Annotated in this window: 22 protein-coding genes and 1 tRNA gene; 10 read left to right on the top strand and 13 right to left on the bottom strand. The window is 66.9% G+C overall.

Annotation, left to right across the window (positions count from 1 at the left end):
- Nucleotides 1-2: 2 nt before the first annotated feature.
- Together KHO22_RS03085 and hutG are read left to right on the top strand one after the other, a co-directional pair.
- Nucleotides 3-1,409: a formimidoylglutamate deiminase gene (locus KHO22_RS03085; RefSeq protein ID WP_211945635.1), complete on the top strand. Its 1,407-nt coding sequence runs from the start codon at nucleotides 3-5 to the stop codon at nucleotides 1,407-1,409.
- Nucleotides 1,410-1,460: 51 nt separating this feature from the next.
- On the top strand, nucleotides 1,461-2,273 hold the full coding sequence (gene hutG / locus KHO22_RS03080) for an N-formylglutamate deformylase (protein ID WP_211945634.1): 813 nt from the start codon (nucleotides 1,461-1,463) through the stop codon (nucleotides 2,271-2,273).
- 51 nt (nucleotides 2,274-2,324) lie between these two features.
- Here the strand turns inward: hutG and cls are convergent, their stop codons facing one another.
- The 8 genes from cls to KHO22_RS03040 form a co-directional block, all read right to left on the bottom strand.
- A complete protein-coding gene (cls, locus tag KHO22_RS03075; RefSeq protein WP_211945633.1) occupies nucleotides 2,325-3,794 on the bottom strand; it encodes a cardiolipin synthase in 1,470 nt (489 codons plus the stop codon).
- A 141-nt stretch (nucleotides 3,795-3,935) separates the two neighbouring features.
- Nucleotides 3,936-5,561 (bottom strand): bifunctional aspartate transaminase/aspartate 4-decarboxylase, encoded by a 1,626-nt coding sequence (locus tag KHO22_RS03070; RefSeq protein ID WP_211945632.1) that lies wholly within the window; start codon nucleotides 5,559-5,561, stop codon nucleotides 3,936-3,938.
- 101 nt (nucleotides 5,562-5,662) lie between these two features.
- Nucleotides 5,663-7,348 (bottom strand): aspartate-alanine antiporter, encoded by a 1,686-nt coding sequence (gene aspT, locus KHO22_RS03065; RefSeq protein ID WP_211945631.1) that lies wholly within the window; start codon nucleotides 7,346-7,348, stop codon nucleotides 5,663-5,665.
- A gap of 108 nt (nucleotides 7,349-7,456) precedes the next feature.
- Nucleotides 7,457-9,151, bottom strand: coding sequence for an aspartate-alanine antiporter (aspT, locus tag KHO22_RS03060; RefSeq protein ID WP_211945630.1), 1,695 nt, complete (start codon nucleotides 9,149-9,151; stop codon nucleotides 7,457-7,459).
- A gap of 280 nt (nucleotides 9,152-9,431) precedes the next feature.
- Nucleotides 9,432-10,181: a metalloprotease LoiP gene (gene loiP / locus KHO22_RS03055; RefSeq protein ID WP_211945629.1), complete on the bottom strand. Its 750-nt coding sequence runs from the start codon at nucleotides 10,179-10,181 to the stop codon at nucleotides 9,432-9,434.
- A 130-nt stretch (nucleotides 10,182-10,311) separates the two neighbouring features.
- Nucleotides 10,312-11,100 (bottom strand): class I SAM-dependent methyltransferase, encoded by a 789-nt coding sequence (locus KHO22_RS03050; RefSeq protein WP_211945628.1) that lies wholly within the window; start codon nucleotides 11,098-11,100, stop codon nucleotides 10,312-10,314.
- Nucleotides 11,101-11,328: 228 nt separating this feature from the next.
- Nucleotides 11,329-11,413: transfer RNA gene (locus tag KHO22_RS03045), tRNA-Leu, on the bottom strand.
- An 81-nt stretch (nucleotides 11,414-11,494) separates the two neighbouring features.
- Nucleotides 11,495-11,857 (bottom strand): HNH endonuclease family protein, encoded by a 363-nt coding sequence (locus KHO22_RS03040; protein ID WP_211945627.1) that lies wholly within the window; start codon nucleotides 11,855-11,857, stop codon nucleotides 11,495-11,497.
- 90 nt (nucleotides 11,858-11,947) lie between these two features.
- On the opposite strand from KHO22_RS03040, the gene KHO22_RS03035 reads away from it, so the two are divergent.
- Complete coding sequence (locus KHO22_RS03035) at nucleotides 11,948-12,853, top strand: alpha/beta hydrolase (RefSeq protein ID WP_211945626.1); 906 nt, start codon at nucleotides 11,948-11,950, stop codon at nucleotides 12,851-12,853.
- 9 nt (nucleotides 12,854-12,862) lie between these two features.
- On the opposite strand, the gene KHO22_RS03030 is transcribed toward KHO22_RS03035, so the two are convergent.
- The 4 genes from KHO22_RS03030 to KHO22_RS03015 all read right to left on the bottom strand — a co-directional run bounded on the left by KHO22_RS03030 (nucleotide 12,863) and on the right by KHO22_RS03015 (nucleotide 17,312).
- On the bottom strand, nucleotides 12,863-13,753 hold the full coding sequence (locus tag KHO22_RS03030) for an NAD(P)-dependent oxidoreductase (RefSeq protein WP_211945625.1): 891 nt from the start codon (nucleotides 13,751-13,753) through the stop codon (nucleotides 12,863-12,865).
- 60 nt (nucleotides 13,754-13,813) lie between these two features.
- The gene (locus KHO22_RS03025) at nucleotides 13,814-14,986 is read right to left on the bottom strand and encodes an ABC transporter substrate-binding protein (protein WP_211945624.1); all 1,173 of its coding nucleotides are present in this window, start codon (nucleotides 14,984-14,986) and stop codon (nucleotides 13,814-13,816) included.
- Between the two features lie 128 nt (nucleotides 14,987-15,114).
- Nucleotides 15,115-16,263 (bottom strand): methyltransferase, encoded by a 1,149-nt coding sequence (locus KHO22_RS03020; RefSeq protein WP_211945623.1) that lies wholly within the window; start codon nucleotides 16,261-16,263, stop codon nucleotides 15,115-15,117.
- A 107-nt stretch (nucleotides 16,264-16,370) separates the two neighbouring features.
- Complete coding sequence (locus tag KHO22_RS03015) at nucleotides 16,371-17,312, bottom strand: CysB family HTH-type transcriptional regulator (RefSeq protein WP_211945622.1); 942 nt, start codon at nucleotides 17,310-17,312, stop codon at nucleotides 16,371-16,373.
- Nucleotides 17,313-17,478: 166 nt separating this feature from the next.
- Between KHO22_RS03015 and KHO22_RS03010 the strand changes: the two genes are divergently transcribed.
- Genes KHO22_RS03010 through cobA form a run of 7 tightly spaced genes read left to right on the top strand, consistent with a single transcriptional unit; the run spans nucleotide 17,479 to nucleotide 24,507 of the window.
- The gene (locus KHO22_RS03010; RefSeq protein ID WP_211945621.1) at nucleotides 17,479-18,252 is read left to right on the top strand and encodes a sulfite exporter TauE/SafE family protein; all 774 of its coding nucleotides are present in this window, start codon (nucleotides 17,479-17,481) and stop codon (nucleotides 18,250-18,252) included.
- 28 nt (nucleotides 18,253-18,280) lie between these two features.
- The gene (locus KHO22_RS03005) at nucleotides 18,281-19,963 is read left to right on the top strand and encodes a nitrite/sulfite reductase (protein ID WP_211945620.1); all 1,683 of its coding nucleotides are present in this window, start codon (nucleotides 18,281-18,283) and stop codon (nucleotides 19,961-19,963) included.
- A gap of 17 nt (nucleotides 19,964-19,980) precedes the next feature.
- Nucleotides 19,981-20,556, top strand: a complete 576-nt coding sequence (locus KHO22_RS03000) for a DUF934 domain-containing protein (RefSeq protein WP_211945619.1) — start codon at nucleotides 19,981-19,983, stop codon at nucleotides 20,554-20,556.
- Complete coding sequence (locus KHO22_RS02995; protein WP_211945618.1) at nucleotides 20,553-21,356, top strand: phosphoadenylyl-sulfate reductase; 804 nt, start codon at nucleotides 20,553-20,555, stop codon at nucleotides 21,354-21,356. Before KHO22_RS03000 ends, KHO22_RS02995 begins: the two co-directional genes overlap by 4 nt.
- A gap of 16 nt (nucleotides 21,357-21,372) precedes the next feature.
- Nucleotides 21,373-22,338 carry a sulfate adenylyltransferase subunit CysD gene (cysD, locus tag KHO22_RS02990; RefSeq protein ID WP_211945617.1) on the top strand — a complete coding sequence of 322 codons (966 nt, stop codon included), beginning with the start codon at nucleotides 21,373-21,375 and terminating at the stop codon, nucleotides 22,336-22,338.
- Between the two features lie 24 nt (nucleotides 22,339-22,362).
- Entirely contained in the window at nucleotides 22,363-23,667 is a 1,305-nt protein-coding gene (locus KHO22_RS02985; protein WP_211945616.1) for a sulfate adenylyltransferase subunit 1, read from the top strand.
- A 42-nt stretch (nucleotides 23,668-23,709) separates the two neighbouring features.
- On the top strand, nucleotides 23,710-24,507 hold the full coding sequence (gene cobA, locus KHO22_RS02980) for a uroporphyrinogen-III C-methyltransferase (protein ID WP_211945615.1): 798 nt from the start codon (nucleotides 23,710-23,712) through the stop codon (nucleotides 24,505-24,507).
- A gap of 63 nt (nucleotides 24,508-24,570) precedes the next feature.
- On the opposite strand, the gene KHO22_RS02975 is transcribed toward cobA, so the two are convergent.
- Nucleotides 24,571-24,987, bottom strand: a complete 417-nt coding sequence (locus tag KHO22_RS02975) for a sirohydrochlorin chelatase (RefSeq protein WP_420839572.1) — start codon at nucleotides 24,985-24,987, stop codon at nucleotides 24,571-24,573.
- Nucleotides 24,988-24,996 lie beyond the last annotated feature (9 nt).

Raw genomic sequence — 24,996 nt, 5'->3', positions numbered from 1 at the left:
GCATGAACGAAGCACGCATTCTTGCGCCTCACGCATTGCTGCCCACCGGCTGGGCTCGCGACGTGCTGCTGGCATGGGACGCCGATGGCCGCCTGACCTCGGTGCAGGCGGGCGCGTCAGCCGCGGCCGACGTGCCGCGCGCGGCCGGCCCGGTCTTGCCCGGCATGCCGAACCTGCATTCGCACGCATTCCAGCGCGGCTTTGCCGGCCTGACCGAGTACCGCAGCGTGGCGCAGGGCGCAGACCCCGCCGGGGCCGACTCGTTCTGGAGCTGGCGCACGCAGATGTACCGCTTTGCGCTGCGCCTGTCGCCCGGCACGCTGGAGGCCATCGCCACGCAGCTCTACATCGAGATGCTGCGCTCGGGCTATACCAGCGTGTGCGAGTTCCACTACGTGCACCATGACATCGACGGCAAGCCCTATGCCGACGCGGCCGAGATGTCGCTGCGCCTGCTGCGCGCGGCCGCACGTGCCGGCATCGGCATGACGCTGCTGCCCGTGCTGTACCAGACCGCCGGCTTCGGCGACAAGCCGCCGATGGCGGAACAGCGCCGCTTCCTGCACGACACCGACGCCATGCTGAAGCTGCTCGAGCGGCTGGCACCGGCCTGCAGGGAGCACGGCGCCCGCCTCGGGCTGGCCCCGCATTCGCTGCGCGCGGTGCCGCAGCAGAGCCTGGCGCACGCGCTGGCCGGCCTGCATGCGATGGATCCGACCGCTCCGGTGCATATCCACATCGCCGAGCAGCAGCGCGAGGTGGACGACTGTATCGCCTGGACCGGCATCCGCCCGGTCGAGTGGCTGCTCGACCACGCCGAGGTCGATGCCCGCTGGTGCCTGGTGCATGCGACCCATATGGATTGGGACGAGCGCCGGCGCCTCGCGCACAGCGGCGCGGTGGCCGGCATCTGCCCGACCACCGAGGCCAACCTCGGCGACGGTGTGTTCGAGGCTGCGCCCTACCTGGCCCAGCACGGCGCATGGGGCATCGGCTCGGACAGCCATGCGAGCGTCAGCGTGGCGGAGGAACTGCGCATGTTCGAGTACGGCCAGCGGCTGGCGCTGCAGCAGCGCAATGTGCTGGCGTCCGAGTCGCACATGCAGGTCGCGGACCACTTGTACCTCGAAGCCGTGGCCGGCGGCGCGCGCGCCTCTGGCCGTGCGGTGGCGGGGCTGGCACCGGGCCAGCAGGCCGATTTCGTCGTGCTCGATAGCGCGCATCCGGCACTGGCGGGGCTCGATGGCGCGCAGGCGCTGGCCACGCACGTCTTTGCCAACCACGGTCATGAGACACTAGCGGAAGTCCGCACGGCCGGCCGTTGCCGCGTGCAGCATGGCGCGCATCCGCTGCAGGCGGAAGCCGGCCGGCTGTTCGTGGCCGCGCGCGCGAGCCTGCTGGGCGACTGAAACCGGCAGCCGCCGCCCTGGCGCGGCGTGCTGCCCAGCATCACACAGACCATGTCCTTTTCTACCGATATCCCCGCCTTTACCCTGCATCGCGGCACCCGCCCGCTGCTGGTATCGATGCCGCACGTCGGCACCCACCTGCCGGCCACCGTGTCGCAGCGGCTGACCGCCGAAGCGCGTACCGTGCCCGATACCGACTGGCACCTGGAACGCCTGTACGACTTCGCGCGCGAACTTGGCGCCTCCGTGCTGGCGGCCACGCATTCGCGCTATGTGGTGGACCTGAACCGTCCGCCCGACAACGCCAACCTGTATCCCGGCCAGGACACCACTGGCCTGTGCCCGGTCGACACCTTCGACAAGACGCCGCTGTACGCCAACGGCGCGGGCCCTGACGAAGCCGAGATCGGCGCGCGCCGTGATGCCGTATGGCGGCCCTACCATGCCGCGCTGGCCGAAGAACTGGCGCGCCTGCGCCAGCAGCACGGCACCGTGGCGCTGTGGGACGCGCATTCGATCCGCTCGGCGCTGCCGCGCTTCTTTGAGGGCAAGCTGCCGGACTTCAACCTCGGCACGGCCAATGGCGACAGCTGCGACCAGGTGCTGGCCGACGAACTACTGGAGATTGCGCAAGACGTGCCGGGCCATACCGCCGTGCTGAACGGTCGCTTCAAGGGCGGCTATATCACGCGCAACTACGGGCAGCCGCGCGACGGCGTGCATGCCGTGCAGCTTGAACTCGCGCAGTCGGCGTATATGAGCGAGTCGTATCCGTTCGCGTATGACGAAGCGAAGGCCTCGGCGCTGCAGCCGTCGCTGAAGCAGATGCTGGTGGCGGTGCTGGGGTTTGTGGAAGGGCGCTGAGCGGCGCGACTTGCAGGGCTGGGGCTGGCGGGAAAGGCCGGCCCCTTGCCGCTACAGCAACGAATCCGCCAACCTGCACAGGTTCTGCCACGTCCGCGTCCGCAACGGACGCGCGGCCCATTTTTCCCGTACCACGGTATCGCTGTCCGCCAGGTAGCGCTGCTGGATCCGCACCATCTTCTTCACGACCTCGCGGTCGTAGATCACCAGCGCCGCCTCGGCATTGAGCGCGAACGAGCGGATGTCCATATTGGTCGAACCCACCATGGCCACCGTGTCATCGATGGTCACATGCTTGGCATGCAGGAAGGCGGCGCGGTATAGATGGATCTGCACGCCGAACTCCAGCAGGACGCCGAAATAGGCTTCCTGCGCCGACTGCGTGAAGCGCTGGTCGATGCGCTGCGACAGCACCAGGTGGACCTCCACGCCGCGGTAGCAGGCCACGTGCAGCGCCTGCAGGAACGATTCATCCGGCACGAAGTAGGGCGTGGTGATGACCACGCGGCGCATGGCGTTGTGGATCATCGAGACCAGCACCATCTGCGCGTTCTGCGTACCGTAGCCGGGTCCGCTCGGCAGCATCTGCGCGATGCTCGGGCCGTCCGGCGCCAGCGGCGGGAAATCCGCCGCGCCAAGATCCCTGTCGCTGGTTTCCAGGTAGCGGTCCGCCAGGAAGACGGCCTGCAACTGAGACACCGCCGGACCGGTGACGCGCGCCACCAGTTCTTCGTTGGGCAGGCCCGGCATCGATTCTGCATCGACGATATTCTGCGAGCCGATATAGCCGACGCGGCCATCGAGCACCACGATCTTGCGGTGGTTGCGCAGGTCGAAGCGCGCGCTCTTGCCCTTGAGCACCGCGGACAGCGATTGCACCGGCAGCGCCGGCACCACCTGCACGCCGGCATGCCGCAATTCGTCCGTATAGGCCTTCAGGCCGCCGCGCGCGCCCAGCGCATCGAGCAGCACGCTGCAGCGCACGCCACGGCGCGCGGCGCGCAGCACCGCGTCGGTGATCGTGCGGCCGGTAGCGTCGGCGGCATAGATGTACATGAGGATGTGCACCGACTGCGCCGCAGCGTCGATGTCGGCCACCATCGCGGCCACGACCTCGTCGTAGCGGTCCATCAGCGTGACCGTGTTGCCGCGCATCGGTGCGAACGAGCCGACGCGCTCGATCAGGCCGGCGCCCGCCTGGCACAGCGCATCGGGCAGCGGGCCCTGGGGAAGTTCATGGCTGATGCGCGTGCGTAGCTGTTCGATCCCCCGGTTGATGCGAGCCAGCTTCAGGCTGCGCGACTTCGGATAGTAGATGCGCCCGAACAGCGCATAGAGCAGCAGGCCGAGCCAGGGCAGGAAGAACACCAGCAGCAGCCACGTGCGCGCGGCCGCCGGCGCGCGCCGCTGCGGTACATAGACCAGCATGGTCAGGCGGATTGCCCATTCGCTCAGCGTGAACAGCGGCCCCCACCACAGGGCGGGGTCGGGCAGCGAAGACAGGAACGGCGGAAGCGGCATGCCAGGGCTCGGGTATTCGGGTATGGCGGCGGAATCGTCCCCGACCATACCAGAGCCGGCTGTCCGCGGCCACACGCGGCCACATGTGGCCACACGCGGGCAACCGTGGCCGGCACCTCGCGATGCCGGCCAGTGCGACGACTACTTCTTCACCACGTTCTTGTTGGCCTTGCTGCCGGTGGCGGCGTTGTACTTTTCCACATACTCCTCGAACAGCTTGCGGATCGAACGGCCGATCTTCGCGTAGTCCGATTCGTTCAGGTTGGCCAGCGAGACGCGGCCCGACGGGTGGCGCGTGCCGAAGCCGCGGCCGGGCAGCAGCACCACGCCGGCATCCTCGGCCAGGTGGAACAGCAGCTCGTTGGGCTCCACCGAGGCCATCACCCATTTCACGAAGTCGGGGCCGATCGCCTTGCCGCCCAGCACCTCGATATCGAGCAGCGTGTAGTAGTCGACGACGTTCGGGTCGTCGGCCTCCGGCGCAATCCCGATCTCGCGGTACAGCGCGGCCTTGCGGCTGCGGATCAGGCGCTTCATCGCGGCCTTGTAGTTGTCCGGCGTGTCCATCAGCGAGAACAGCGAGAACAGCACCATCTGCACCTGCTGCGGCGTGGACAGGCCGGCCGTGTGGTTCAGCGCCACCGTGCGGCTGTCAGCCACAATGCGGTCGATGAACTTGAGCTTGTCCGGCTCCGTGGTGATGGAGTGATAGCGCTCGTGCAGTTCCTTGCGCGCGGCCTCCGGCAGCTGGGCGATCTTTTCGTCGAAGACGTTGTCGCGGTGCGTGGCAATCACGCCCAGCCGCCAGCCCGTGGCGCCGAAGTACTTGGAGAACGAGTACACCAGGATGGTGTTCTTCGGGCACATGGCGAACAGCGAGACGAAGTTGTCGGCGAAGGTGCCGTACACATCGTCGGTCAGGATGATCAGGTCCGGGCGCTCTTCGACGATCGACGCCAGGTACTCCAGGCTTTCATCGCTCATGCGCACCGAGGGCGGGTTGCTCGGGTTGACGAGGAAGAAAGCCTTGACCTTCGGGTCGCGCAGCTTGTCGAGTTCCTTGTTCGAGTACTGCCAGCGCTGGTCGGGGTCGGCATCGACCGACAGCTCGACCAGCTTGTAGTCGTTCAGCTCGGGGATCTCGATGTAGGGCGTGAAGATCGGCATGCCCAGCGCGATCGTGTCGCCGGCCTTGAGCAGGTGGTTTTCGCGGATCGAGTTGAACAGGTACGTCATCGCGGCCGTGCCGCCTTCGACGGCGTACAGGTCGAACTCGCCGATGAACGGGTGCTTGCCGATCATTTCCTTGCGGATGTACTGGCCGACGATGATTTCGGACAGCTTCAGCATGCGGTCCGGCACCGGGTAGTTGCAGGCGAGGATGCCTTCGCACATTTCATACAGGAAGGCGCCAGCGTTCAGGCCGAGCTGGTCGCGCACATAGGAGACGGCGCCGGCCAGGAACGCTACGCCCGGCACGTGCGCGAATTCGCGCGCGAACAGGTCAAAGCGCTCTTCGATGCCTTCCCGGCGCGGGAAGCCGCCCACGCCTTCCGGCATGTAGGAGAAGGAACGCTCGGACTCGCGCATGGCGAACAGGCCAAGCTGCCAGAAACCATGGCGCGGGATGGTGGCAAGGAAGTTGGGGTTGCCGCGGCCGGCATTCAGCATCAGGCGGTCGGCATCGCTGCTGGCGAGCTTGATCAGTTCATCCTTCAGTTCAAACGGCGAAAGGCTGGCCAGCTTGGACATATCCGGTTTGGTCATGGCTTGCTCCTGTTGAGAGGCGTGTCAGGTTGAGGCTGGCGGGCCGGGTGTGTCGGCGATGGCCCGCGCAGCGAGGAAAGAAGCAAAGGTTGTTGCGCCAGCTAGACCAGCCCGACGATGAGCGGGCCAAGCAGCGTCAGCAGGACATTGGCAATGGCGTAGGTGATGGCGAAGGGGACGGTCGGCACGGGGCTCTCCGCCTTGTCGAGAATCCCGCCGAACGCGGGGTTGGCGCTGCGCGATCCGGACAGCGCGCCGGCCAGCACTGCGGCGTTGTCGTACTTGAGTACATAGCGGCCGAACAGCATGGTCAGGAACAGGGGCAGCAGCGTGACGACGGCACCCAGGATGAATATGGTCAGGCCCTGTTGCTTCAACGTGGTGGCAGCCTGCAGGCCCGAGTTGATGCCGACGATGGCCACGAAGGACGCCAGGCCGAAGTCCTTGAGCAGCTGGCAGGCGGCGGTCGGCATCGCGCCGAACATCTTGTGCTTGGACCGGGCCCAGCCGAAGACCAGGCCGGAAAGCAGCGCGCCGCCGCCCGAGCCCAGGGTCAGGGGAATGCCGCCGACCCGCCATACCAGCAGGCCAATGAGCAGGCCGACCAGGACACCGGCGCCGAAGTAGACAAAGTCCGTCTTCTCGCTGGGTACCAGCTCATAGCCGGCCATCTCGACGGCGCGCTTGGTATCGGCGGGAGTGCCGTAGAGCGTAATCACATCGCCGTGCTGCAGTTTCAGATCCGGCAGCAGCGGCAGCGGGTGGTCATAGCGCTCGAGGTGCTCGATGTAGACACCGTGGCGCATGTCACGCCCCACGATCTCGACGATTTCCGCCACGGACTTGTTGTTCATGCCCTTGGCAGTGAAGACGACCTTGCGCGTCTGCATGACGACGCCCATGCCTTCCGCGTCGGCGACTTCCTCGCCGATCAGGGCGGCGGTAGGCACCATGGCGTCGCGGCGGCCCACCAGCAGGACCAGGTCGCCGTCCTTCAGCACCACGTCCTGCTTGACCTCGAGCGCCTTGCCGCCGCGCTGGATCTTCTCCACCGTGACCAGGTCCTCGCCGCCGATCTCGATCTGCGAGACCGTCTTGCCGGCCGCGCCGGCGACGCGGAACAAGCGCCCCACCAGGCGCGGCAGCGCGCCTCGCTGGCCCGGGCCGAGCTCCGGCAGTCCGCCATGCAGCTTGAGTTCCATCTTCTTGGCGTCCGTCTTGAGGTCCGCGCCCATGAAACGCGGCAAGATGTTCACGCAGACGATGATGGCGCCAAGCGAGCCGAACACATAGGTCACGGCATAGCCGATCGCCACGTTCGCCTGCAGCCGCTTCACCTCCTCGGCCGATAGTCCGAGCTTGGTGATCGCGTCGCCCGCCGTGCCGATGATGGCCGACTGCGTCATGCCACCCGCGGCGAGGCCGGCGGCAATGCCCTTGTCGAGATCAAAGACCTTGGCCAGTATCACCACCGTGGCCAGGCCGCATACCGCCATGAAGACCGACATGGCGATCTCGCGCAGCGCACTGCGGTTCAGTGAGTTGAAGAACTGCGGACCGCTTTCGTAACCCACCGCGTAGATGAAGATGGCAAACATCACCGCCTTGACGCCATTGTCGATCTGGACCCCGACCTGGCTGATCAGCACCGCGGCCAGCAGCGAGCCGGCCACGCCACCGAGCTGGAAGCGCCCGAAGGTGATCTTGCCTATGGCGTAGCCGACCGCCAGCGACAGGAATAGCGCTGATTCCGGTGATTTCTGGAAGATGACATGCAACCATTCCATGGTGCCCTCCTGAAGCAATCGATGCGAGTTGAGACGACGTTTTCGACAAGCTGCTGCCGGGTGTTGCAGGGACAATCCTCGCGCGCGGTATCTGCGTACCGTGTCGGGTCAGTGCCTTGCCAGCGCCCCTGCCATGGCCACCGATATGGGGCCCAGCAGCGGCAGCAGGACATTGGAAATCGCGTACGTGATGGTGTAGCCGATCACCGGGGTGCCGTTGCCGGCGGCCGTGGTCAGCGCCATGATCGTCGGCGTGCTGCAGTGCTGTCCGGCAACGGCGCCGAGCAGGATCGGCGTGTCGAGCTTCAGCAAGCGGTGACCGATGAGCAGCGAGATCCCGGCCGGCACCACCGAGACCAGGATGCCCGCCACCGGCAGGATCAGGCCGTATTCGCGGATGAGCTTGATGGCGTCGGGGCCGGCGGACAGGCCCACGGCGGCGATGAACGTGGCCAGGCCGAAGTCCTTCAGGATCTCGGCGGCAGAAGAGGGTAGCGAGCCGAACAGCGGCAAGCGCGCGCGCAGCCAGCCGAACATCAGGCCCGACACGAGACAGCCGCCACCGGTGCCCAGCGTAAGATCGGCCTGGCCGAGCTTGACGCTGAATCCGCCAATCAGCATGCCCAGCAACACGCCGATGCCCAGGAATACGAAGTCCGTCTTGATGGTCGGCGTGACCGCGTAGCCGAGTTCGGGTACGACCCGCTGCACGGCTTCCTGCGGCCCGGTCAGCGTCAGTACATCGCCACGCCTGAGCACGGTTTCCGGCAGCGTCGGAACGCTGTGCTGCATGCGCGCGATGCGCTGGACATAGACGCCGCGGCCCATGCCGACATCGGCCATCTGGCGCAGCCGTGCAAGGGTCAGGCCGCCAACTTCGCGCCGCGTGAGCAGGACGTCCTGCTCGCACTGCACGGCTTCCATGCCGGGCTCTTCGGGGAGTTCGGGGCCGACCCGGCCGGCAAAGGCCACCATGGCATCACGCCGGCCGACCGCGAGCACCACGTCACCGGTTCGCAGGATCTCCTCAGGTGCCGGACGGAACGTGGTCCCGTCGCGCCGTACTCGGCGGATCGTCACGCCCAGCGCGACCAGCTTCTCGGTATCGAGCACCGTCTTGCCGGCCACACCTTCCACGCGCAGGACGCGTCCGACCAGCAGCGGCAGCGCGCTGCTCTGGCCTTCGCCCAGGTCGTTCTCGCCACCGAGCTTGTGCCATAGGTTCTCGGCCGATTCGCGCAGGTTCACGCGCAGCAGCCATGGCGCCAACTGGCTCGTGAACAGCACGATCGAAACCAGGCCGAACAGATAGGTCACGCTGTACGCCGTGACGATATTGGTCTGCAGTACGCGTATCTGTTCCGACGAGATGCCCAGCCGCGCAATCGCTTCGGATGCGGTGCCGATGACGGCCGACTCGGTCGCGGCGCCGGCGAGCAGGCCGGCGGCCGTGCCCTGGTCGAGCCCCAGCAACGGCACGGCGATGGCCAGCAAGCCCAGCAGCACGAAGACTTCCACGAGCGAGAGCAGGCCGATGCGCCATTCGCGCCCGACATTGGCGAAGAACTGCGGCCCGCCAGTAAAGCCCAGCGCGAAGATGAACACGGCGAACGCGACGTTCTTGACGTCGGCATCGAGGCGCGCGCCGCTTTGCCCGATCACGAGCGAAGCGATCAGCGTGCCGCAGATGCCGCCGAGCTGGAACGGGCCGAACCGGATCGCGCCAATGGCGTGGCCGACTGCGAGCGCGAGGAAGAGCGCAATCTCCGGTTGCGAGGCAAGCAGGCCTGATAGCAATTCCATGTCGCGGCAGCGATATCCTTGGGGCGTGCGGCGTGGCGCGGATACGTGCCGTCGCGCAGGGCCGCCCGAAACGCGTGGCCCTGCGGGCCGGAACGCATCAGCATCCGCAAGGGGATGCAGCGTGATGGATTATCACTGTCGGGTTGCAACCGGCGTACTGAAAGCTTTTGTCCGTGAATTAAATAATTAAACGCGGTCAGTGGCCGCCGCGCGGCGGCACGCGGCAAGCCAGTTGCGCCTCCCCCGATTGGGTGCGGCGCCGCAATGGCAGCGCGGCGCGCTACTTGCCGCCGGCGAGCCGCGCGTCGATGTGCTTGGCGCGTTCCAGCGATCCAGGGTGGCTGCTGAGCATGCTGGACTGGCCACCATCGAGTGTCGCCAGCTTGCGGAATGCGGACGCCAGCGCCTGCCGGTTGGCGCCGTTCTTGGTGAGCAGGTCGAACGAATAGTCGTCGGCGGCGCTTTCCTGCCGTTGCGAGAACTGCGCATTGACGAACTGCTCGCCCAGGTCGGCGAGTTGCGACGATGTCAGCGCGGTAAGGGTCGGACTGCCCAGCGAACCAAGCAGGCCGCGCGCGGCCGCCGTGCTGTATGCCACCTGCATGGCGTGCTTGGTATGGCCCAGCGCAACGTGGCCGATCTCGTGGCCCACCACGCCGCGGACTTCATCGTCGCTCATCAGGTCCATCAGGCCGCTGTAGACGCGCACGCAGCCGTTGGCCATGGCCCAGGCATTCACGTCCTTGGTCATGTACACCTTGGCGTCGAGCGGCAGGCCGGTGTTGCCGAGGCCGCTCATCACGTTGGCGAGCCGCTTGGTGTAGGGGCTGTCGGCCGCCGCAACGGTGTTTTTCTTGTCCATTTCCGCGCAGGACTGGTCGGACAGGGTCTTGACGTTGGCGTCGGTCAGCGAGGCGGCCGAGAACAGGCTGCCGCCGGCTTGCGTCATGCTGTCCATGTTCATGTTGGCGCAACCTGCCAGGGCAATGCAGGCAACGGCAGGGACGGCATATCGCGCGAATCGGGTCATGGCTGGGCTCCAGGGCGAGATTGACCAATGCATAGCATAGGAAAACCGGGAGCGGATGCGCCAGTGGATTCCGTCCGACAAGGGGAGGGCCGTCTCGCGCATGCGCCGGGACGGCTCCCGGCGATGGCGCTCACTGTCCCGGCAGTTCGTAGGCGATTGTGCGGATGACGCCACCGCTGTCTGGCACCTCGCAGAGAATCCGCGCGGACCGTACCTTCAGGTTGAACGGCGGCGCGGTCAGCACGAGCCCGCTCGGTTGCGCCCCGAACAGGCGCAGGTGCGAGCCGATCGTCTTGTCGAGATTGGGCGTGAAGTTCGCGCTCTGCGGCAGGTACTCGGTCAGCACCAGCACCTTGTACGGGCCCAGCTTCGACAGCACGGTGGCAATGCGCGCGTTGTCCAGATGATCGAGCACCTGGCGCAGGAATACGATATCGCCCGGGGGCAGCGGGTCGGTCGTGATGTCGACGCAGCGGAAGTCCACGTCGAGATCGGCGAACCGCGTCCGGTTCGACTGGACCGCCGCGTCCACGACATCGCAGCCGATGTAGCGTCCGCAAACGGCGCGAAGGCGCTTGCCGACATTGAAGTCGCCACAGCCCAGATCGACGACGGAAGGCCGCTCCGGCATGGCCGTGAGGTACGCCGTCACCGCCTCGACATAGGGTTCGACGATCTTCGGATCATGGGAACTGCTGCCGCTGTAGAACCCGGACTGGTCTTCGGCCACGCCCCAGGCGCCGGTTTCGTACACATGGGTGAACACCTCGCCCAGTGACTTGCCATCGTACAGCGAGCCTTCCCTGCGGATCACACGGTCGCGGTGGAACTTCAGCACCCACGCCGGCATCAAGGGCTTCAGCCGTTGCTTGAATCGTTGCGCCAGCACGGAGCGTGGAGAAGTGGCTGCTGTCGTCATGTTGCCTCCTGTCTGGGTACCGGTGTGGAAGGGTTCCGGATGTTCGAGCTTAGTAACAATGACGGGCCGCTTCATCCCAAAGGCTGATGACATTTGTGCGGAAGGCCTCAGAACGGCTAATCCTTTTGGCGCGTGCGCGCAGCCATGCATGCGCGCGGGGCATTTCAATGAGAGCTGAGAGGGCCGATCCGGAAATCCTTTGTCAATCAAAGGGTTGATCGGTATTGATGGTGCCCGGGGTCGGACTCGAACCGACACGCCTTGCGGCGGGGGATTTTGAGTCCCCTGCGTCTACCTGTTTCACCACCCGGGCAGGTGTGGGCGCCGGAGCCGGCACCGCGCTGAGCCGCGAATTATGCCGGAAATCGCCCCTGTCGACAACCTGCAGGTGCGCTCAGCGGCCCCGGCGGGCGTTGGTGTGGCGGCTGCGATCGTAGTATTCAGGCGGTTTGCGGGCGATCCAGCGGATGAAGTCGGCCATGGCCGGGTGGTGCCGCAGCGCTTCCCAGTCGTGGAAGCCGCCCGCCAGCTCGGCCTCGGTGAAGACCGAGTGGATCTTCTGGTGGCAGACGCGGTGCATCGGTACGGCTTCGCGGCCGCCGTGGCTGCGCGGCACCGGATGGTGCAGGTCGGTGCTCGGGCCTTCCACGAGTTCCCGGCCGCAGAGCGGGCAGCGGCCCGCGGCCGCGTCCGGCACCGGGTCTGGCGGGCCGAGCTGGTCGCCCCGGCCGCTCCGGAGACTGCGTTTGACGACCATGGCGGGGTCCGGTGAGTGGTATTGGCACGGATATCCGCGCGGGCCGGGCCGGGGCTACGATGGTGGTTTGCCACCCACGCCGAGCACGCCATGCCCGCACAATCCTCCCTGGCCAGCCTGGCCCGGTTGCCTTCGCAGGACCCGGCCTTCTACGAGCGAGAATACAACAACCGTGCGCGCGTGCCCGACAACGCCGAGCACATGGCGCGCTGGGCGACGCTGTCGGCGCAGGTGCGCGCGCGCGGCGGCTACCAGGAGGATCTCAGCTACGCGGCACCGGGTTCGGCCCGCGCGCAGGACGAGCGGCTGGACTACTTTCCGGGCGCCGGCGAGCGCCCGCCACTGCTGGTATTCGTGCACGGGGGCTATTTCCGCGCGCTGGACAAGCGCGACCACAGTTTCGTGGCCAGCGAGCTGCCGCGGCTGGGCGTGTCCGTGGCGGTCGTGAACTATTCGCTGTGCCCGTCCGTGACGGTGCCGGCGATCGTGCGCCAGGTGGTGGGCAGCCTGGCGTGGCTCTACCGGCAATCGGAGCGGCTGGGCCATGACCATTCGCGCATCTTCGTGGCGGGCCATTCGGTTGGCGGCCACCTGGTGGCCATGCTGATGGCGGCGCTGTGGCCGCAGGTGGGCCCCGACCTGCCGGACGACCTGGTCAAGGGCGGCCTGGCGATCAGCGGCCTGTATGACCTGGAGCCGCTGCGCCGCGCCGAATTCCTGCAGCGCGACCTGCGCCTGTCGGAGGCCGACGTAGCGCGCCTGTCGCCGGCGTTCATGCAGCCCGCGACGCATGCGCCGCTGGTGACGGCCGTGGGCGAACTGGAAGCCGCCGAATACCACCGCCAGAACGCCCTGATCCGCGCCGCGTGGCCGGCCAATGCGGCGCAGGATGTGCCGCTGCCGGGCCGCCACCATTTCAACGTGATGGACGACCTGGCCAATCCCGACAGCACGCTGCTGCGGGCCGTCCTGGCGCTGACGGGCGTCAGGACATAGCTGCCACGCTCAATCCTCCAGCACGCGCAGCAGGGACGAGGTATCGTCCTTGCCCCAGCCCTTGTCCATGAGCGTCCGGAGCTGGCCCGAGGTGGCCTCCATGGCCGGCAGCTTCAGGCCGATTTCCTGAGCGATATCGCGCGCGAGCCCGAAGTCCTTGTCATGCAGCCGTGCCTCGATGCCGGCGGCGAAGTCGTGCGCGACCATCTTGGGTCCCATCATGTCGAGCATGCGGCTGCCGGCCATGCCGGTGGACATGGCCTCGAACACGCGAGCGGTGTCGACCTGCTGCGCGGACGCAAAGCGCATGGCCTCGGCGATGCCCTCGATATTGACCACCTGCGCGATCTGGTTGCACAGCTTGGCCACCTGGCCGGCGCCGTGGTCGCCGATGTGGGTGATGGTCTTGCCGATCAGCGCCAGCAGCGGGCGCACGCCTTCCAGCACTTCGGGCTTGCCGCCGACCATGATGGTCAGCGTGGCGGCCTCGGCCCCGACGGTGCCGCCCGATACGGGGCAGTCCAGCATGTCGATGCCGCGTGCGGCCAGTGCGGCGGCGATTTCACGCGTGACGATCGGCGAGATGGTGCTGTGGTCGACGCAGACGGTGCCGGGGGCGGCGCCGTGGATCACGCCGCTCTCGCCGAGCAGCACGTCGCGCACGTCCTCGGACGAGGTCACGTTGGTGAACACCACGCTGGCGCCGCGCGCGGCTTCGGCGGGCGTGAAGAACGGCTCGGCGCCGAGGGCGCGCGCGGCTTCGGCCGCTTCAGGGCGGCGCACGAAGGCGCGCACCTGGTGGCCCCCTGCCAGCAGGTGGCGGGCCATGTGCGTGCCCATGGCGCCCAGGCCGATAAAGGCGACGGTGCGTGCGGAGGATTGGGGAGAGGCGGTGGTCATGCGGTGTTTCCTGTTCAGTCCGGGCGGTGCCGGTCATGCCGGTCGTAGTGGCTGCGGCTGTTACTCTTCGCCCGCGTAGGCGAACTTGCCGTTGCGGACGGTTCCCATCACGCGCGAACGCTGGTCGAAGCCCTGGTGGTCTTTCGCGTTCATGTTCATGACGCCGTTGGGAATGGTGAGGTTGGAGGTGGTTTCAATGGCGTTGCGCAAGGCGTTGCGGAATTCGCGCGTGCCCGGCTGCGCACCGGTCTTCAGTGCGCGCCGCGACGCATCGTCGAGCAACTGCCACGCGCCCCAGGCGTCGCCGGCGAACTGCGTCACGCTCTCGGCGCCGTACTTCGCTTCATAGCGCGTGACGAAATCGAGTGCCACCTTGCGCACGGGATGGCTGGCCGGCAACTGGCGCGCGACCACGACGGGGCCGGTGGGGAACAGGGTGCCTTCCACATCCTTGCCGCCTACGCGCAGGAAGTCCCACGTGGCGATGCCGTGGGTCTGGTAGATCTTGCCCTTGTAGCCGCGCTCGACCAGCGTCTTCTGGGGCAGCACCGCGGGCGTGCCCGAGCCGGCGATGAGGATGGCGTCAGGGTTGGCCGACATCAGCTTGAGCACCTGCCCGGTCACGGAGGTGTCGTTGCGGCCAAAGCGTTCATTGCCGACCACCTTCAGCTTGCGCACTTCCGCCAGGCGCGAGAACTCGCGCCACCAGCTTTCGCCGTAGGTGTCCGAAAATCCGATGAAGCCGACCGTCTTCACGCCATGGTTGCTCATGTACTCGGTCAGCACCGTGGCCATGTGCGAGTCGTTCTGCGGCATCTTGAAGGCCCAGCGCCGGCGCGCATCGGTCAGCGGCTCGATGATCGCGGCGGAGGCGGCCAGCGCCACCATGGGCGTTTCGCTCTCGGCGATGGCGTCCAGCGCGGCAATCGCATTGGGCGTGATGTTGGGGCCGACGATGACGTCGACCTTTTCCTCGGAAATCAGCTTGCGCACGTTGCGCACCGCGGCGGCCGGGTCCGAACCGTCGTCCAGCAGCACGTAGTGGGCCTTCTGTCCGCCCAGCGTCTGCGGCCACATCAGCACCGTGTTCTTCGACGGAATGCCGATCGACGCAGCCGGCCCGGTGGTCGAGACATCCACGCCAACACGGATGTCGGCCAGCGCGGCATTGGCGATCAGCGCGGTGGCGCAGGCGCAGGCGACAGCAAGCGCGCGGCGCGGCAGGTTGGGCATGGGTTCTCCTCTCGATGTGTTTTCTTTTTTTTCTCTGCGGCCACTCTCCCCGGATGTGGAGAGAGAAGCCGTCGGCAGCAAGCATAGCGGAGCGGCTGGCAGGCCGCACCGCCCCGGGCGGCGGGTGCTTACCGCGCCCCCAGCCGCCAGAGCGAGGTCACTTCCGCCGAGCGCGCCGCATGGAGCGCGTCGGCGGCGTCCGCCGCGCGCGGGTGGCGCGGGCGGATGTCCGTGCGGCCCAGCACCTGCAGACCGGCCGCTTCGATCCAGCCGAGCAGTTGCTCGCGCGAACGCAGGCCGAGGTGCTCGGCCAGGTCGGACAGCAGTAGCCATCCCTCGCCGCCAGGCTCGAGGTGGGCCGCCAGGCCGTCCAGGAAGCCGCGCAGCATGACGCTGTCGGGATCGTAGACGGCGCGCTCCACGGGCGAGCTCGGACGTGCCGGCACCCAGGGCGGGTTGCAAACGATCAGCGGCGCCCGGCCCGGCGGGAACAGGTCGGCTTCCACGACCTCTACCTGGCCAGTCACGCCAAGCTGTTCGAGGTTCTCGCGCGCGCAAGCCAGCGCGCGCGGGTCCTGGTCCGTGGCCACCACGCGCTTGACGCCACGCCGGGCCAGCACGGCCGACAGCACGCCAGTGCCCGCGCCGATATCGAACGCCAGCGCCTTGGACGGCAGCGGGGCGTTGGCGACGAGGTCCACGTACTCGCCGCGCACCGGCGAGAACACGCCGTACCACGGGTGGACGCGCGCGCCCAGCGCGGGAATCTCCACCCCTTTGCGACGCCATTCGTAGGCGCCGATCATGCCGAGCAGCTCGCGCATCGACGCGACGTAGGGTTCGCCGGCGCTGCCGTAGACCTGCTCGCAGGCCTGCGCGACGTCCGGGGCGCGGCGCAGCGGCACGGTATGGCCGGCGTCGAACGGCAGCAGCAGCATGCCCAGCGTGCGGGCGCGCTGGGACTGTGCCAGCCGGTGCTGGTGGAAGGCCTCGGTCGGCGACTCGGCCGCGGCGGGCTTGTGTCCGGGCCGGCTCTTCTTCTTCGGCTTGCGCTCGGTGCGGCGGGCCATGGCCTGCAGCAGCTGGCGCGCGTTCTGGAAGTCGCCGCGCCACAGCAGCGCGGTGCCTTCGCAGGCCAGGCGGTACGCGGTATCGGCGGACGTGGTGTCATCGGCCACCACCACGCGGCGCGGCGGCGGCAGGCCGGCTTCCGAGCGCCAGTGCGCACTGTGTTCCGCGCCGTCCTCGGTCCAGTGGATTTGCGGCAATTCGCTCACGGGCGGGCCTCCGGCTGCGGGTGGCACGGGCGTGCCAGGAAAACGTGCATGAAAGTGTCCTGCATAGATAGAAGGAAGGGCGGAAGGAAGGGCGAGTACCGCGAGGCTCAGAGTTCGTAGACCTCGTGCTCGCCCGACATGGCCTGCTCCACGAGCTTGCGATTCAGCGTGGGCGAGAACAGTTCGATGAAGGTATAGACAAAGCTGCGCAGGTAGGCGCCCTGCTTGACGGCCAGGTGGGTCACATTGGTACCGAACAGGTGGCCGGCAGGAATGCCGCGCAGGTTGCGGTCGCGCTCGGGGTCGTAGGCCAGGCCCGCGACAATGCCGACGCCGAGCCCGATCTCCACGTACGTCTTGATCACGTCCGCATCGATGGCTTCCAGGATGATGTCAGGCTCCAGGTGGCGCAGCGCGAAGGCCTTGTCGATCTTGGGGCGACCGGCGAAGTTGGGGTCATAGGTGATGAGCGGGTAGCCCTTGAGGTCTTCCAGCGCCAGATGCTTCTTTTCCAGCAGGGGATGGTCTGGTGGCGTAATCACCACATGTTGCCATTGGTAGCCGGGCAGGGAGACCAGGGATTTTTCGTTGGTGATGCCTTCTGTCGCAATGCCGATGTCCGCCTGGTCATGGAGGAGCATGTCGGCAATCTGCGCCGGGTTGCCCTGCTGGATCGACAGGCGCACCTTGGGGTAGCGCTTGGTGAACTCGCTGATGACCCGCGGCAGCGCGTAGCGTGCCTGCGTGTGGGTGGTGGCAATGGTGAAGTTGCCCTGGTCCTGTGCGGCGTAGTCCATGCCCACGCGCTTCAGGCTTTCCACCTCCTGCAGGATTTTCTCGACCGAGTTGAGGATGCGCCGCCCCGGCTCGGTCAGGCTGCGGATGCGTTTGCCGTGGCGTGTGAAGATATCGACACCCAGCTCTTCTTCCAGCTCGATGATGGCCTTCGACACACCCGGTTGTGATGTGTAGAGCGCTTTTGCGGCCTCCGTCAGATTGTAGTTCTGGCGTACCGCTTCACGCACAAAGCGAAACTGGTGCAGGTTCATATATCTTGAGTCGTATAAACAAACAACTTCTTATTAGTTTGAGGTATGAGGCCAGTTTATTACGATTCTCGAACTTTGTTAATAAACGGCCAGCCCGCATTGCGCCCGCAGCCGCCACCCTGAACGTGGCGCCGGCAAGACGGACTGGCCCAGCCGAGCCTCATCCATGTCCCTTGCCTATACCGTTTCCGGTTTGTTCGTAGGCGTCCTCGTCGGTCTGACCGGGGTGGGCGGGGGCTCGCTCATGACGCCGCTGCTGACGCTGCTGTTCGGCTTTTCGCCGGCCACGGCGGTCGGTACGGACCTGGCCTTCGCGTCGATCACCAAGGGTTTCGGCACGCTGGCGCACCGTGCGCACGGCCATGTGCAGTGGCAGGTCGTGCGCCGCCTGTGCATCGGCAGCCTGCCGGCCGCGGTGGCCGCCATCCTCGTGCTGAAGAGCGCCGGTGAACTGAATGGCCAGTGGCTGCACGCGATTCGCCTGACGATCGGCGTGTCGGTGCTGCTGACGGTGCTGTCGCTGCTGTTCCGCAAGCAGATGCTGGCCTGGCTCGAGCGCAACCCGCGCTTCCAGCTGCAGGGCCGTGCGCAAGTGATTGCCACCATCGTGGTCGGCGCCGTGATCGGCGTGCTGGTCACGGTGTCGTCGATCGGTGCCGGCGCGGTTGGCGCCACGCTGATCCTGCTGCTGTATCCCCATATGAAGCCGGCCGAAGTGGCCGGCACCGATATCGCCTACGCCGTCCCGCTGACGGCGCTGGCCGGGCTGGGCCATGTGTGGCTCGGCACGGTCGACTGGAATCTGCTGCTGGCGCTGCTGGTGGGCTCGATCCCCGGCATCTGGCTGGGTGCGCAGCTCTCCCGCGCGCTGCCCGAGCGCCTGGTGCGCGCGGCCCTGGCCACCACGCTGACCCTGGTCGCCATCAAGCTCGTCTCCTGAATTCAACGAATACTGAACGGACCCCGCCATGTATCAGTACGACCAATATGACCAGCGCATCGTCAACGAGCGCGTCGCCCAGTTCCGTGACCAGGTGCGCCGCCGCCTGTCGGACGAACTGACCGAGGAAGAATTCCTGCCGCTGCGGCTGCAGAACGGCCTGTACATGCAGCGCCATGCCTACATGCTGCGCGTGGCGATCCCATACGGCCTGCTGGCCTCGAAGCAGATGCGCAAGCTGGCCCATATCGCGCGCGAGTACGACCGCGGCTATGGCCACTTCTCGACGCGCCAGAACATCCAGTACAACTGGATGGAACTCGAGCGCGTGCCCGACGTGCTGGCCGAGCTGGCCAGCGTCGAGATGCACGGCATCCAGACCTCGGGCAACTGCGTGCGCAACATCACCACCGACCACTTCGCCGGCGTGGCGCCGGACGAGTCGGTCGACCCGCGCGTGCTGGCCGAACTGCTGCGCCAGTGGAGCACGTTCCAGCCGGAATTCGCGTTCCTGCCGCGCAAGTTCAAGATCGCCATCTCGGCCTCGAAGGACGACCGCGCCGTGGTGCAGATGCACGACATCGGCATCTACGTCTACAAGAACGACGCCGGCGAGACCCGCATCCGCGTGCTGGCCGGCGGCGGCCTGGGCCGCACCCCGATCCTCGGCACGGTCATCAAGGACGACCTGCCGTGGCAGCACATGCTGACCTACGTCGAGTCCGCCATCCGCGTGTACAACCGCTATGGCCGCCGCGACAACAAGTACAAGGCGCGCATCAAGATCCTGGTCAAGGCCATCGGCGCCGAGAAGTTCGCGCAGGAAGTCGAAGAGGAGTGGCAGTACAGCAAGGACGGCCCCGGCACGCTGACGCAGGACGAGTTCGACCGCGTGGCGCAGTACTTCACGCTGCCGGCCTATGAGAAGCTGGCCGACACCGACGCTTCGTACGAGAAGCACCTGCTGGAAGACAAGGCTTTCGCCCGCTGGGTGAGCCGCAGCGTGCACGGCCACAAGGTGCCGGGCTATGCCGCGGTGACGCTGTCGACCAAGCCGGGTCCGGTCTCGCCTCCGGGCGATGCCACTGCCGAGCAGATGGAAGCCGTGGCCGACCTGGCCGACCGCTTCGGCTTCGGCGAGCTGCGCGTCGCGCACGAGCAGAACCTGGTGCTGCCGGACGTGAAGAAGCACGACCTGTACGACCTGTGGCAGCTCGCGAAGAAGGCTGGCCTGGCTACGGCCAACATCGGCCTGCTGACCGACATCATCGCCTGCCCGGGCGGCGACTTCTGCTCGCTGGCCAATGCCAAGTCGATCCCGATCGCGCTGGCCATCCAGGAGCGTTTCGACAACCTGGACTTCGTCCATGACCTGGGCGAAGTGTCGCTGAACATCTCGGGCTGCATCAACGCCTGCGGCCACCACCATGTCGGCAATATCGGCATCCTCGGCGTCGACAAGGATGGCTCCGAGTGGTACCAGGTCACGCTGGGCGGTGCCCAGGGCAACAGCACCGCGCTGGGCAAGGTCATCGGCCCGTCGTTCAGCGCCGAGGAAATGCCGGACGTGATCTCGCGCATCATCGAGACCTTCGTGGCCAACCGCATCGAAGACGAACGCTTCATCGAAACCGTGAACCGGATCGGCATCACCCCGTTCAAGGAACGCGTGTACGCCGACAAGCAGCCGCGCGAGCGCGCCGAAGCCTGAGGACCGGAGATAGACACATGGCAAAGATCATTCAACTGCAACGTACCGCCGACGCGGTCACCCCGGCCATCGTCGAAGACAACTGGAGCGTGCTGCGTGGCGCCGAAGGCCAGCCGCTGACGGAAGAGCAGATCACCGCCGCCGTGCAGAGCCAGGACGCCGTCCTGTTCCCGCTGACGGTGTGGAAGTCGCATCAAGACCTGCTGGCCGGCCGCGCGCGCGAGCGCACCGGCGTGTGGCTGGCACCCGAAGACGAGCCGGGCGATGCCCAGCCGCTGTTCGACGGCGTGGCCGTGGTCGCGGTGGATTTCCCGGTGTTCCGCGATGGCCGCGGGTTCTCCACGGCCTACCTGCTGCGCACGCGCTACCAGTGGAAGGGCCAGCTGCGCGCCATCGGCGACGTGCTGCGCGATCAGCTCAACTTCATGAAGCGCTGCGGTTTCGACACCTTCGCGGTGCGCGCCGACAAGGACATCGAGGACGCGATCAAGGGCTTCACCGAGTTCACCGTGACGTACCAGGCATCGGTCGATGAGCCGCTGCCGCTGTTCCGCCGTGCACGCGCCGAGGTTGGCGCAAGGGAATCGGCATGAGCGCTGCATTGAGCGACATCGCGGTGGTGGATGCCGGTGCGCCGGCATCGGCGCTGCGTCCCGCGCTGTGGACCATGCCCGAGTACACGGGCAGCCTGGCGGCTCTGGAAGAGAAGGAGCGCGCGCTGGCGACCCGCCTGACGGGGATTGCCGGGCGTTTCTTCCGCGCGCGCTTTGCCACCAGCCTCGCTGCCGAGGACATGGTGCTGACCGACGCGATCCTGCGCGGCACGCAGGCCGTGCGCGCGGGCATCCGGGTGTTCACGCTGAATACCGGCCGCCTGCACGCGGAGACCCTGGCCGTCCTCGATGAGGTCAAGGCGCACTACGGCTACACCGTCGAACAGTTCACGCCGGACCCCGAGGCGGTCGAGAACTACCTGAAGAAGCACGGCCTGAACGCGTTCTACGACAGCGTCGACCTGCGCAAGGATTGCTGCGGCATCCGCAAGGTTGAGCCGCTCAACCGCGCGCTGTCGCACGCGGACGCCTGGATGACGGGCCAGCGCCGCGAGCAGGCCGTTACGCGCGCCGAACTGCCGTTCGAGGAAATGGACGATGCCCGCGGCATCCCCAAGTTCAATCCGCTCGCGGACTGGACCGAGTCCGAGGTGTGGGCCTACCTGAAGCGCCACAACGTGCCGGTCAACGCGCTGCATGCCAAGGGCTACCCCAGCATCGGCTGCGAACCTTGTACGCGTGCGGTGCGCGCCGGTGAAGACGTGCGTGCCGGGCGCTGGTGGTGGGAGAGCAAGGACTCGAAAGAGTGCGGGCTCCACGAACAGAACATCAAGCATTGAGATTGGGCCGAACGACATGGGCATCATGAACGATATCGCAAGCGCTGCCAGCAACGTGGCGCACCTGCTGCAGGTACAGAACGACCACCTCGACCGCCTGGAGGCCGAGTCGATCTACATCATCCGCGAGGTGGTGGCCGAGTGCCGCAACCCGGCGCTGCTGTTCTCGGGCGGCAAGGATTCGATCGTCATGCTGCACCTGGCGTTGAAGGCCTTCCGCCTGGGCGACCGCAAGATCGAGCTGCCGTTCCCGCTGGTGCACATCGATACCGGCCACAACTACCCGGAAGTGATCACCTTCCGTGACCAGCGCGTGGCCGATCTCGGCGCCCGCCTGGTGGTCGGGCATGTGGAAGATTCCATCAAGCGCGGCACCGTGCGCCTGCGCAAGGACACCGACTCGCGCAATGCGGCGCAGGCCGTGACGCTGCTGGAAACCATCGCCGAGCACCAGTTCGACGCGCTGATGGGCGGTGCCCGCCGCGACGAAGAGAAGGCGCGCGCCAAGGAACGCATCTTCTCGTTCCGCGACGAGTTCGGCCAGTGGGACCCGAAGGCCCAGCGCCCCGAGCTGTGGAGCCTCTACAACGCCCGCATGGCGCAGGGCGAGCAGATGCGCGTGTTCCCGATCTCGAACTGGACCGAGCTGGACGTGTGGCAATACATCGCCCGCGAGAAGCTGGCGCTGCCGCCGATCTACTACACGCACCAGCGCGAAGTGGTGCGCAAGAACGGCCTGCTGGTGCCGGTGACGCCGATCACGCCGAAGCAGGACGGCGACGTCAGCGAAGTACTGTCGGTCCGCTTCCGCACCGTGGGCGACATCAGCTGCACCTGCCCGGTGGCCAGCACGGCGGATTCGCCGGAAGCGATCATCGCCGAAACGGCGGTGACCGAGATCACCGAGCGCGGCGCCACGCGCATGGACGACCAGACCAGCGAGGCGTCGATGGAGCGCCGCAAGAAGGAAGGCTATTTCTAAGCCGACGCAGCCAAGGATTACGACATGACTCACCAATCTACCCACCAGGGCCTGCTGCGTTTCATCACCGCCGGCTCCGTCGACGACGGCAAGAGCACGCTGATCGGCCGCCTGCTGTTCGACAGCAAGGCCGTGCTGTCCGACCAGCTGACCGCGCTGACCAACGCCAAGAACAAGCGCACCGCCGGCGAGCAGATCGACTTCTCGCTGCTGACCGACGGCCTGGAAGCCGAGCGCGAGCAGGGCATCACCATCGACGTGGCGTACCGCTACTTCTCGACCGCGCGCCGCAAGTTCATCATCGCCGATACGCCGGGCCACGAGCAGTACACGCGCAACATGGTGACAGGTGCCTCGACCGCGGACGCGGCCATCGTGCTGGTCGATGCCACCCGCGTCACGGTCACCGACGGCCGTGCCGAACTGCTGGCCCAGACCAAGCGTCACTCGGCGATCCTGAAGCTGCTGGAGATCCGGCACGTGATCGTGGCCGTCAACAAGATGGACCTGGTCGACTACAGCGAACAGCGCTTCAACGAAATCCGCACCGCCTATACCGAACTGGCTGCCCAGCTCGGCCTGAAGGACGTGCGCTACGTGCCGGTCTCCGCGCTGCGCGGCGACAACATCGTGCACGAGAGCGATGCCATGCCCTGGTACCAGGGCGAGCCGCTGCTGCCGCTGCTGGAAGAACTGCCGGTGGAAGAAGCCGCGCCCGAGGATGACGCCGCGTTGCGCTTCCCGGTGCAGCTGGTGATCCGCCAGGACGGTTCGCAATCGGACGATTTCCGCGGCTATGCCGGCCGGATCGAAGCCGGCACCGTGCGCGTGGGCCAGAAGCTGCGCGTGCTGCCCGCCAACCGCGATGCCGTGGTGGCGGAAGTGCTGACGCCCAACGGCGCTGCCGAGTCCGCCAATGTTGGCGACACCGTCACCGTGCGACTGTCCGAAGACGTCGATGTATCACGTGGTGATATGTTCGTTGCCGCCGATGCGACCGCGGCCCCCGCCAAGAAACTGCAGGCCGACCTGTGCTGGTTCGACGACGAGTCGCTGAACCCGGCGCGCAAGTACGTGCTCAAGCACACCACGGCCAGCGTGTTCGCGCGCGTGTCGGCAGTGGACCGCGTGCTGGACGTACACACGCTGTCGCACGAAACGGGCCGCCGCGACATCCGCCTGAACGACATCGGTTCGGTGCAGATCTCGCTGCAGAAGCCGATCGTGTGCGACACCTACGGTGACAACCCGGCGACCGGCGCATTCGTGCTGATCGACGAGGCGACCAATCATACGGTGGCCGCGGGCATGATCCGTGCATACTCCTGAGCGTTACGACACGCAGTCAAGCGCAGGCGCAAGGGGCAGACGATGAGCAAGACAGGCAAAGCGACCGGCAAGGTCTACCTGATCGGGGCAGGCCCCGGGGCGGCGGATCTCATTACGGTGCGTGGTGCACGATTGTTGGGCGAAGCCCAGGTCGTGCTGCATGATGCACTGGTAGCGCCGGAGATGCTGGCCTGGTGTCCGCAGGCGAAGCTGGTGGAAGTGGGCAAGCGCTGCGGCAAGCGTTCGACGGCGCAATTGTTCATCAACCGCCAGATCGTCGACATGGCCACCAAGTTCGAGCGCGTGGTGCGCCTGAAGGGCGGCGACCCGATGCTGTTCGGCCGCGCCGATGAAGAACTTCAGGCGCTGGAAGCCGCGGGCATCGCGTACGAGGTGGTGCCCGGCATCACTGCTGCACTGGCGGCAGCATCGGCCATCGCCAGGCCGCTGACCAAGCGCGGCGTGTCGCGCAGCGTTGCCTTCGCCACGCAGGCCAAGGCGGCGGACGGCTCGGAAGTGCCGGCGGCGGCCGATATCCAGGCCGATGTGCGTGCCGATACGCTGGTCTACTACATGGGACGCGATCAGGCTGCGGCCATTGCCGCGCAGTTGATCGCGCACGGCAAGGCGCCTTCGACGCCGGCATGGGTGGTGGAGTCCGTCAGCACCCCTCGTCAGCGCAGCCATGCTTTCACGCTGCAGCAGATGGCGGCGGGCGAGGCTGCCGGCTGGATCGACCCGGCGCAGCCGAGCCTGCTGATGATCGGGGCGGCGCTGGCAGCCCGGGCGACGGAGCCGGTTCTCGACGTGACGGAGCCTGTTGCGGCGAAAGCGGCCTGAGGCAGCTTAACGAGGCTTAAGAGAGCAGGCGAAAGAAAGACCGGGCATCTGCCCGGTTTTTTTTCAGGCGCCGCCAGTCGCGGCCGGGGCGAGCGAGGCCACGCAGTACGCGGCAATCGCATCCAGCACGCTGTCGTCCTCACCGACCGCTGCCGCGCAGCGAATCGACAAGGCGGGATATTGCTGCCTGCAGGTATCGACCAGCGCCGGCAGGTCCCGCCGCAAGTGACCGCCCTGCCCGAAGAACACGGGCACCACAGTGACTTCACCGATGCCGGCGGAAGCCAGCTCAGCCAGGGCCTCCGGCAACTGCGGCGACATCAGTTCCAGGAAGGCAAGCCGGACCGGCGTCCCCGGCAGGGCAGCGCAGAGCTTCCGCGCCAGCCGGTCAAACGGTTCGCGCCAACGCACATCGCGCGCGCCGTGCGCGAACAACACGAGGGCCTGGCGGCGGGGCGGGGCTGCGGTCGGAGGCATCATGGCCCTTGC

It is taken from the genome of Cupriavidus yeoncheonensis, assembly GCF_905397275.1.
Taxonomy (GTDB): Bacteria; Pseudomonadota; Gammaproteobacteria; order Burkholderiales; family Burkholderiaceae; genus Cupriavidus; species Cupriavidus yeoncheonensis.
This window is presented reverse-complemented; position numbering and strand designations above follow the sequence as displayed.